This is a genomic window from Murinocardiopsis flavida, assembly GCF_003014485.1.
In the GTDB taxonomy this organism is placed as follows: domain Bacteria; phylum Actinomycetota; class Actinomycetes; order Streptosporangiales; family Streptosporangiaceae; genus Murinocardiopsis; species Murinocardiopsis flavida.
The window spans coordinates 81970-91735 of record NZ_PYGA01000026.1; the positions used below are offsets into that span (position 1 = coordinate 81970).

Below are 9766 nucleotides of genomic sequence, written 5' to 3' on the forward strand. Positions count from 1 at the left end.
CGCGCGTTCCGGGGGCGTGCGGCTCACGTGGGCCTCGGGGACGCGCGGTTCACGCGGGCGTCTCGATGGTGAAGGAGACGGTGCGACCGCCGTCCGTGACAAGTGTGAGTGGGTCGAGAGCGGCGAGCTCCGCGCGCGGCGTGCCGGTCAGCAGCCGGATGGCGAGCACGACCGGAAGCAGGGCCGGATCCGCGCCCCGCTCGCCGGACATGACCCGTACAACGAACCCGTCGCCCAGGCGCGTGCGGAGTTCGCTGCGGCCATGGCTGTAGCAGAGCGCCACCTGCGCCCCGGGGAGGTGGGCGAACACCTCCTCCGCCCACTCGGACACCGTGCACCCCAGCTCCTCGGCGCGAACGCAGACGATGTCGGCGAGCCGGGCCAAGCGGTGGTCCTTCTCGGAGTCGTCCACGACGAGCACACCGTCGCGGTCGCCCGACGCCAGGCGGTCGGCCACGGCCGCCGGGATGCGGCGGAGCCGCACACGCCGGTCGTCCTCCCAGTGGGTCACCGTCCACAGGGCGATCGGCGGGCCCGGATCCACCTGCGGGGTCGGCACCGCCGAGACCAGGGGCGGATGTCCGGGTTCCGGGACCCCCATGAACGCGTACATGATCCGGCGCAGCTCGCCTATCGAACCTCCCGGCAATGACGTGACCCATTGGGCGGCGACCTTCTCGGTCCGATCGCGCCGTTGCGCCGCCTCGGTGAGCTGTGCGAGGACCGGCTGACGCGCGTCCAATGTCACGGCCGCGCTCACGAGTGCGGCGATGGGCGAGGTGTCGTCGATCGCAACGGTCCCGGCGTCCTCCAGAACGACCGGGCGTCCGATCGCCGCTGCGTAGTAGGACGTCGATCCGCAATCACCGATGACGTAGTCGGACGCGACGAGAGCGGCCCGCCACCCTTCGCGCGGATCCAGCAGCAGGAGACCCGCGCGTTGCGCACTCGCCGTCCACGCGTTGATCTGTCCCGGGCCGTGCGCGTGCCACACATTCGGGTGGAGTATCAGCGCGACGCGGAATTCATCGTGGGGGAGCGAGGAGAGCAACCGGTTGACGATTGTGGGGTGCCTGCCGAAAAGGGAGTTGTCGCCCCATGTCGAGCTCGCGACGACCAGCTGCTGGTGATCGCCGACCCCCAAGGCGCGCCGGTACCTGCGCCGTTGGGGGAGACTCGCGAGCAGTCGATCGTAGCAGGGGTCGCCCGCGACGACGGCAGTGGGGAGGGCCTCAGGGCAATCCCGAGCGAGCCGATCGCGCTGCTCGGAATGGGACAGGACGATTGCGGAGGGAACGACCCGACCCTCGTGCATGAGCCATTCGGGAGAAAGCCCGAAGGCCGGTTTCCGGATTGTGGATTGTGGATTGTGGATTGTGGATTGTGGATTGTGGATTGTGGATTGTGGATTGTGGATTGTGGATTCCAGCTTATCATTCCCCCTGTCCAAGAATCTGTTATACCCCATCCCATGGGGGATTCTCAGGATCGGTGCTTGGACTTCGTGCAGTTCTCCGCCGAGGCTGGTCGTGATTGCGAGGTCGAAGGTCAATGCGCGGGCGTGCTCCCACCCGAGTTCCAGGTACCCGGTTGCGGCGAGGAACGGTTCCACGCCGTTGGTGAAGATCGAGGAGCGGGTCCAGGTGAGAAACACCTGCACGCGCGGGTCGGAGTCGAATGCGTCGAGAACGTCCAGCATTCGGGTCGCCGAGGTCACATTGTGAATGATGGCGAGTACCCGCAGTGGCTCTTTCAGGGTCGCCCATCGAGGATGCAGCGCGCCGATCCTCGCCCCATGCGACGACGCATCGCCGCGTTGCGCTTCTCCGTCCACCACAGTTCGAGAACCCTACCTGGTGGACGCCTGCCGCTCAGGAGCACACCACCGCTTCGGCCGCGTCCCCACGCACTGTGCCGGTCCCCGGGACCGCCCGTGCCCAGCGGCACGGCGATCGCCCGCGCCCACGCCGTCGAGCGACCGGCTGTGAGAGCACCTCGGCTTCATCGCGGGAGCGTTGTCGCTATGGTCAGCCTGCACCACCGATACCCCCATCGATCGGGAAGCCAGGAACCAGCCATGAAGTCGAAGACCCTGCTCCTCAGCGCCGCCGGCGTCGCCACGCTGCTCATCCCCGCCGTGCTGTACCCGCAGTTCGGCGCGGAACCTGCCCAGGAGACGGTGCACACCGTCGCAGACCCGGCGCAGGCGCAGGCGCAGGCGTCCAACGAGAACACGTTCGAAAGACCCGCCGCCGACGACCCGTACCCACTGGGCGAGTGGGGCAAGGACGGCTGGAACGCGCCCTGGTCCGTCGGCATGGGCGAGCGGACCCGGATCGACGGATCGACCCCGGCGCACAGCGGCGACCAGTCGCTGCGGGTCCTCTACCCGAAAGGCAGGGTCGGGCCGGAGGAGTCCGGGGCGCAGGCACCGTTCACGCTGGCCAAGGCGCGCGAGTACTACGTGTCCATGTGGATCAGGTTCGATGCGGACTTCAGTTGGGGCACCACCCAGTACGCGGGGAAGGTCGGCATCGGCCTCGCTGGCGGCGACTGGTGCTCGGGCGGCCAGACCTGCGATGGCACGAACGGCTTCAGCTCCCGTTTCATCTGGCGGCGCGCAGGCGGCGAGGCAGCGCTGTACTACTACCACATGGATAAAAAGGACAAGTACGGCGACTACGTCTCGCTGGAAAGGAACGGCTCCGTCGTCCACTGGCCCAAGGGCGAATGGGTGAACATCGTGCAGCGGGTCAAGGTCAACACCGTCACCGGTGGGCAGGCCAACCCCGACGGCGAGATCGAGGTCTTCTACAACGGACAGTCCGCCGCCGAGGTGACCGGCCTGCGCTTCGTCGAGAACGACGACCAGGTGGACACGGCGTACTTCGACAGCTTCGCCGGCGGCGCCACCACGGAGTTCGCCCCGCAGAACGACAGCTACATCTGGTACGACGACATCAAGGTCGCCACCGACCCAGCGGACATCTGCGAACTCGGCAACCACTGCCCCTGACCCACCCGCCCACCCCCGCGCTCACGTGGAGTTCCCCTGGTCCTCTTCAGTGGAGGGCGTGCAGTTCTCCAGGTCCGCAGGCGCCGTCGATGACAGTTCGGACCTCGGGGGTAGGTGGTGTGCTCGATGCGCTCCTTGTCATGCGTGGAGTTCGACTTTCCGGCCGTCGGGGTCGGCCAACAGGTGTCGGCCCGGCTCCAGCGGAGGGTCCAGCGTGGCCCCGTCGACGCTGAAGCCGAGGCGCGCCGCGCCGGTTCGGCGCTCAGGAGAGCCCGGATAGAGTTCGATCACCATTCCGTCAGGCAGGGCGGCGGCGTAGTGCTCAGCGCCTTTGCCGTGCTGCTCCCGGTCGAAGGCGAGGCCGAGGCGGGTATAGAAGGCACGGCATTCCTCCATGCGCTCGCTGTAGAGGACGAGCAGCGTCATGCGGGCGGTGTTCACCATGGATATCCCCTCCCCAGCCTGGAACCGTTGACCGGAACACGATTGCTCAGGTGCACTTCTCGTACTCGGTGGTGAAGACGCTGGTGGCGGCGTCGTAGCAGATTCCTACCGGGGGCAGCGCATGGCCGTCGGTGGTCGAGCCCTGGAAGGCCAGCAGGCCGCTTTTCGGTGCTCCGGGGATCGAGAGGGTGAACTCGTTGGTCTCCTGGCCCTGCGGCTGCCCCGGTGCGGGCGTGTATCGGAAGTCCGTGTTCGGGGTCATTTCATCGCCGTCGGCGACCACACGAAACGCGTTCTGAGTGACCTCGGGCGCATTTGCCCGGACCCCCTCGGACTGCCCATTGACGGTGAACTGGATTCCGTCGCCGGTGGCTTTCGGGCTGTGGACGGAGATCAGCGATGCGGCGATGCCGCCGCCCAAGGCCGCCTTGAACAGCCCGGAGTCACCCTCCGCGGAGGCCGTCGCGCTGTCGGCGTTGTTTCCGCCGGAGACCTTGTCGACGGCTGCGGCGGGCAACTCGGCTTCCTCGACCTTGACGTCGGCGCTACCACCGGCCTTGTCCCCGTCGCCACCGCCACTGTTGTCGCCACTGCCACTGTCGTCCCCGCTGGCACTGCCCTTGTCCGCGGCACCGACGTCGCTACCGCCGCCGCTGTCCGCAGCGCCACCACTGGCGTCCTCGGGGCTGCCGCCGCCTCCCTGCTTGGACAACAGGTCCATCGCCGCGGGGGCGGCGAGCGCCCCGCCACCCACGAGGGTCAGGGCGAGCGCGATCGCGCCGGCGACCATCAGGGGGCGGCGGCGCGACTTACGGGGCGGCTTCGGCGGCGCCGATTCCATGCCGGTCCACTCCGCGTTGAGCAGCGTGGTGACCGCGGCGGTCGGATCCTGGGCGTCGGCGGTATCGGGGGCGCGGGTGCCGCCCCAGAGCTGTTCGACGGCCCGGAGCGCCGCCGCCGCAGTGGGGCGGGCGGCCGGGTCCTTGGCCAGTGCTGCCTCCAGCAGCGGCCGGAGCTCCGCGGGCGTGCCCTCCAGTTCGGGATCGGATCGCATCACCCGGTAGGCGAGCGCGCTCGCCGTGCCGGAACCGAACGGTCCCTGGCCGGTGGCGGCGAAGGCGACCAGCGCTCCCCAGGAGAAGATGTCGGACTGCCCGGTGAGCGGGCCGCCGCCGTACTGCTCCGGGCTCATCCAGCCTGCCGTGCCGACGACCCCGCCGGTGCGCGTGAGCGCGGTCTCCTCCACCGCGCGGGCGATCCCGAAGTCCAGCACCTTGGGGCCCCACGGCCCCAGGATGACGTTGCCCGGCTTGAGGTCCCGGTGCACGATGCCCTGGCCGTGGATGGCGTGCAGCGCCTCCGCGAGGCCGGCGGCCAGCGCCAGGAGCTTCCCGCCGCTCAGCGCGCCGTTCGCGCGGACGTATTCGTGCAGCGTGGGCCCTGGAACGTACTCGGTGGCCAGCCAGGCGGTGGCGCTAGCGGTGTCGGCGCCGCGGAACGCCGGGACGCAGGGGCTGTGCACCCGCTGCACCAGGTCGACCTCGCGGGCGAACCGGGTCCGGAACTCGGGGTCCGTGGCGAGTTCGTCGAGGACCACCTTCACGGCGACGTACCGGTCGCGCCCGTCGGGCCGGGGGTCCGGGGCGGCGAACACGGTCCCCATCCCGCCCGCACCGACGCGGCCCACCACTGTGTAGGGGCCGATGTGCCTGGGGTCGTCGTCCAGCAGCGGGGAGAAGCGCTTGGGGGGTGCGTCAGTCATCAGCCTGTTCCCGTGTCGGTGCGGCAGTGCAGGATCGTCCATGCGCGGTCGTATGTGCGGGGCGAAGTGCGGGTCTAAGCGCGCGTCTATGCGCGGTCGCCGTCCGGTGCGGCCGCGGCTATCCCGCGGCCCCGAATCGCCCCGGGGTGCGGGTCACCCGCACGGCAGCCCTCCTCCGCCCTCGCCGTCCCCGATCGGCTCTTGGTCGTGCCACTCGGAGCCCTCCTGGTAGCACACCCCGTACGCGCCGCGCTCCTGCTCCGTGAGGGTGTGCCCCCACAGCTCCTCGGGAGGCTCATAGCGGAGGTAGCGCATCTCGTACGGGGTGACGGGGCTGGCGGCCGGGTTCTCGTTCTGCGGCGGGACGTCGTGGATGGTGAAGGTGAAATCGTCGGTGGACTTGTCGGTGTCCAGCGTGGTCAGCACCTCGGAATCGGTGGACCGGTAGAACTTGTCCCAGTCCCGGTTGTAGAGGTTCTGCACGTCCTCCTCCTCCAACCGGAAGTCCATGGCCTGGAAGTCCTGGGTGTGCAGGGTGTAGCTGCCCGTGTCGCGCAGGTACTCGGCGCTGCCGGAGAACACGACGTCGTCCCCCTCGCGTTCGGCCGCGGAGAAGCTGATGGTGAGCTGCGGCTCCCAGTCCCCGATCAGCGCCCCGCCGTCGCTGTGCGCCTGCCGGGTGGCGACCTCGATGGTCTCGGGGGAGGTGTTCGACACCTGCACCGCACCGACGGAGAAGTCGTCCCCGGAGTCGGCGTCGCGCAGGTTGGCGCCGCCCTGGTCCACGTCGGCCAGGTCATCGCCGCCGAATCCGGAGCCGCCGCCGGCGCCACCGCTGCCGCCGCCCGACCCCTCGCCGCCGCTCTGCCCTTGTCCCCCGCCGCCTTCCGGGTCACCCGTGGTGAGCTGCCAGGTCGCGGCGCCCGCGCCCCCGATCAGGACCAATGCGAGCGCCGCGGCCACCGGCACCAGCACCCTGCGGTTGCGCCACCGGGAGCGTTTGGGCGGGGCGAGGCTGTTCCACGTCGTGGAGGTGTCCTCGGCGCGCCCGACCTCGGTCCAGCGGTGCAGCAGCAGGTCGGGGAGCACGCTGGTCGCCGCCTCGCCGGTGACCTGCGGGCCGCCCGTCCACATCGCGGTTACCGCGTCCAGCGCCTGGGTGGCGGTGGGACGCCGGGCCGGGTCCTTCGCCATGGCCGCGGCGACCAGCGCATGCAGTTGCTCGGGAAGCCCCGCCAGGTCGGGTTCGTGCTCCAGGGTGCGGATCGCGAGCTCGTCCGGGGTGCCCGTGCCGAACGGGCGCCGGCCCGTGGCCGCGTAGGCCACCAGCCCGCCCCAGGCGAACAGGTCCGACTGCGGGGCGGGTTCGGCACCCTGGTACTGCTCAGGGGCGAGCCACCCCGGGGTGCCGAAGAGGCCGCCGGTGCGGGTGATCGCGGACTCCTCGACCGCGCGGGCGATCCCGAAGTCCAGCACCTTGGGCCCGGACGGAGCGAGCATGACGTTGCCCGGCTTGAGGTCGCGGTGCACGATTCCGGCGGCGTGCACCACCTGGAGCGCCTCGGCGATCCCTGCGGCCAGCCCCAGCAGCATGTCGCCGCTCAGCGGGCCGTGCCGGTCGATGTGCTCCTTCAGCGTCAGCCCCGGCACGTACTCGATGCCCAGCCACGGGCGAGCGCTCTTGGTGTCGGCGCCGCGGAACCCCGGCACACAGGTGCCGGTCACCCGGCGCAGCAGGTCGACCTCGCGGGCGAAGCGCGCGCGGAACTCGGAGTCCGCGGCGTACTGGCGGTGCACCACCTTCAGCGCCAGCGGCGCGCCGCCGTCGTCGACGGCCGCGTAGACGACCCCCATCCCGCCCGCGCCCAGCCGCCCGACGACGCGATAGCCGCCTACGTGGGTGGGGTCCTTCTCGGTTCGGGGAGCGAGACCGGCGGCGGCGAACTGATCTGGAGCGCTGTGCATGGACTCTTCCGGGGGCAGGGGATGAGGCGGGGGAAAGGCGAACGACCGGACCCGTGCGGCTACCCGGCGTGTTCAGTGTGGGACGAATCCGGACGTCGTGCCCCACAAGAAGCCACGGGTAATTACACCTGACAAAGCGGGATCGGGACAACTCCAGCACAGACGTCGTCGCCGAGCGCGACCACCGGACACCCGGATTCTCCGAGCGGCCGGAGGGGAGACCGGCGCCACCCGCGTCCTGTTCCGGGTCGCGGTCGCGGTCGACGCGCAGTGCCCGCGCGCCGGCCGGCGCCGCCACAGCGGCGCCGCCACAGCCGCGCCGGTCAGCGCGGTCAGCGGGGTACCGGCGGTGGTCGTCGCGCGTGGCCGCGGGACGGATGTCAGCGCGCGGGCGGTGGGCCGCCTCGATCGCGGATGAGGGAATCCAGGGCGTCCAGCACCCGGTCCAGGCCGAAGGCCCAGGCGGCCTCGGCGCTGTACGGGGCGTTCATGGCCTCCCCCGCGGCCGCGCCGACCCTCTGCGCGAGGGGGAAGTCGTCGCCGAGGTAGGCGGCCAGCCGCCGGCTCCAGGAGGACCAGACCTCGGCCATGTCCGCGGCGCGGGGGTCGGGCCGCCGGGCCCGCGCGGAGGCCCGGACGAAGTCGGCGACGAAGCCGAGCGCCGCGTCCTGGTCCACCTCGTTGAGCCCTGAGCCCTGGAAGGCGTGCAGTTCGTGGTCGTACTTCGCGATCGTCCCCGGCCCCAGCGAGGTGCGCTGGTCGTCGACGTCAAGGAGCCACCAGTGCGCCGCGTACAGGGCGAGGTCCGCCTCGGCGAGCCCGCGCACCCGCGCCTGCCAGGCGGTGCTCGCGTAGGGCCCGCGCGGCTGACGGCCGCGCACGGTGTCGGCCATGAGAACCAGCAGGTCATCGCGCGATCCCACGTGGGTGTAGAGGGCCATGGCGGAGATTCCGAGTTCGGCGCTAACGCGGCGGACCGACACCGCGTCCAGTCCTTCGGCGTCAGCGAGGGCGATCGCCGCGTCCACGGCCTGCGAGGTCGAGACCTTCGCGCGCGGGCCGCGGCTGCCGCCGCCGGGCGCGTCGGGGTGGTCGCGCCAGAGCAGGTCGATCAGTTCGCGGATCATCGGGCCCTCCGGGGTCGGGAGTACTCTGGAGATACCTTACTCTATACACCGCACAAGGTTTTTCTGATTCGGAGGCGAGCATGAAGATCACCGGTACCGCCGTGTCCCTGAACGTCGCGGCCGCCGACGCCTCGGCCGAGTTCGCCAAGGCCCACTTCGGCTTCACCGAGGCGATGTCCGCCGACGGCTTCGTGTCCCTGACCCATCCCGACAACGGACTCAACGTGATCTTCCTGCGCACCGGACTCGGGAGCTTCAAGCCCCAGTCCATCGCCGGATCCGCGGGCCAGGGCACGCTGATCGTCCTCGTTGTGGAGGACATCGACGCCGAGTTCGCCCGCATCGCCGCCGGGGGCGCCACCGTCGTCACCGAACCGGAGACCGAGCCGTGGGGCGAGCGCTACTGCCAGTTCGCCGACCCCAACGGCATCGTGTGGCAGCTCGTGCAGTGGGTCTGAGCAACCCGCCGGCGTGGCCGGTCCGCATCTGGGCGGCCCGGCCACGCCGGCGGCCGGCGTCCAATGGCGGCCCGGCCCACTGGAGGCGGCCCGGCCCAGCGAGGGCAGGAAGTCCCCGCCGGCCCGGCGTCCAGTGGGCGCGGCCGCGTTGACCGGCACGCCCATCGCCGCACCCCGCGCCACGCGGCGCTTCCTACGGCCTGACGTGCTCCGACGTCACCGGCCACGCACCGAGAAGAGGACGACACATGACACGCCCTGTACCCGCCGACCCGACCGCTCTGCACCCCATGCCCGGGCAGCCGCGCGTGGTGCAGCTGAAACCGCTGGTCACCTCGCCGCTGATCGAGGTCGGGGAGTTCTCCTACTATGACGACCCGGTGGACCCGACCGCCTTCGAGACCCGCAACGTGCTCTACCACTACGGGCCGGAGAAGCTGGTCATCGGCAGGTTCTGCGCCCTGGGCGAGGGCACGCGGTTCGTCATGAACGGCGCCAACCACCGCATGGACGGCCCCTCCACCTTCCCCTTCCCTGTCATGGGCGGCTCCTGGGCCGAGCACTTCGACCTCATCTCCGGCCTGCCCGGCCGGGGCGACACGGTGGTCGGCAACGACGTCTGGTTCGGCTACCAGTCCCTGGTGATGCCCGGTGTCCGCATCGGGCACGGGGCGATCATCGCCTCCGGCGCGGTCGTGGTCGACGACGTCCCCGACTACGGGATCGTCGGCGGCAACCCGGCCAAGCTCATCCGCCGCCGCCACAGCGACGCGGACATCGCCCGGTTCCTGGCCGTGGCGTGGTGGGACTGGCCGCTCCAGCACCTCACCGACCACATCCGCACGGTCATGTCCGGCGGCATCGACGACCTGGAGGAAGCAGCGGCCGAACTGGCCTAGCTGTACTGACCTGAGAGGTTAGGTACGCGGGTGGCGGGAGGGCCGCTGATCGCGGTGTGGAACCGGTGGTGATTGTAGTGGTGCAACCACTCCGG

General features: G+C 70.6%; 8 protein-coding genes. 3 read left to right on the forward strand and 5 right to left on the reverse strand.

The window, feature by feature from the left end; translation table 11 throughout:
• Positions 1–49: 49 nt before the first annotated feature.
• Complete coding sequence (locus tag CLV63_RS33805; RefSeq protein WP_170134350.1) at positions 50–1837, reverse strand: hypothetical protein; 1788 nt, start codon at positions 1835–1837, stop codon at positions 50–52.
• Between the two features lie 240 nt (positions 1838–2077).
• Between CLV63_RS33805 and CLV63_RS27890 the strand changes: the two genes are divergently transcribed.
• Positions 2078–3016 (forward strand): polysaccharide lyase, encoded by a 939-nt coding sequence (locus tag CLV63_RS27890; protein ID WP_106586212.1) that lies wholly within the window; start codon positions 2078–2080, stop codon positions 3014–3016.
• Positions 3017–3154: 138 nt separating this feature from the next.
• Here the strand turns inward: CLV63_RS27890 and CLV63_RS27895 are convergent, their stop codons facing one another.
• The 4 genes from CLV63_RS27895 to CLV63_RS27910 all read right to left on the reverse strand — a co-directional run bounded on the left by CLV63_RS27895 (position 3155) and on the right by CLV63_RS27910 (position 8314).
• Positions 3155–3460, reverse strand: coding sequence for a glyoxalase/bleomycin resistance/dioxygenase family protein (locus tag CLV63_RS27895; RefSeq protein ID WP_211301508.1), 306 nt, complete (start codon positions 3458–3460; stop codon positions 3155–3157).
• 46 nt (positions 3461–3506) lie between these two features.
• The gene (locus tag CLV63_RS34160) at positions 3507–5222 is read right to left on the reverse strand and encodes a serine/threonine-protein kinase (protein ID WP_211301509.1); all 1716 of its coding nucleotides are present in this window, start codon (positions 5220–5222) and stop codon (positions 3507–3509) included.
• A gap of 153 nt (positions 5223–5375) precedes the next feature.
• A complete protein-coding gene (locus CLV63_RS34775; RefSeq protein ID WP_245929114.1) occupies positions 5376–7187 on the reverse strand; it encodes a serine/threonine-protein kinase in 1812 nt (603 codons plus the stop codon).
• 380 nt (positions 7188–7567) lie between these two features.
• Positions 7568–8314, reverse strand: coding sequence for a TetR/AcrR family transcriptional regulator (locus CLV63_RS27910; RefSeq protein ID WP_106586214.1), 747 nt, complete (start codon positions 8312–8314; stop codon positions 7568–7570).
• Positions 8315–8394: 80 nt separating this feature from the next.
• Here CLV63_RS27910 and CLV63_RS27915 point away from each other — a divergent pair, with 80 nt between their 5' ends.
• The gene (locus tag CLV63_RS27915) at positions 8395–8772 is read left to right on the forward strand and encodes a VOC family protein (RefSeq protein WP_106586215.1); all 378 of its coding nucleotides are present in this window, start codon (positions 8395–8397) and stop codon (positions 8770–8772) included.
• Between the two features lie 248 nt (positions 8773–9020).
• Positions 9021–9671: a CatB-related O-acetyltransferase gene (locus tag CLV63_RS27920; RefSeq protein WP_106586216.1), complete on the forward strand. Its 651-nt coding sequence runs from the start codon at positions 9021–9023 to the stop codon at positions 9669–9671.
• Positions 9672–9766 lie beyond the last annotated feature (95 nt).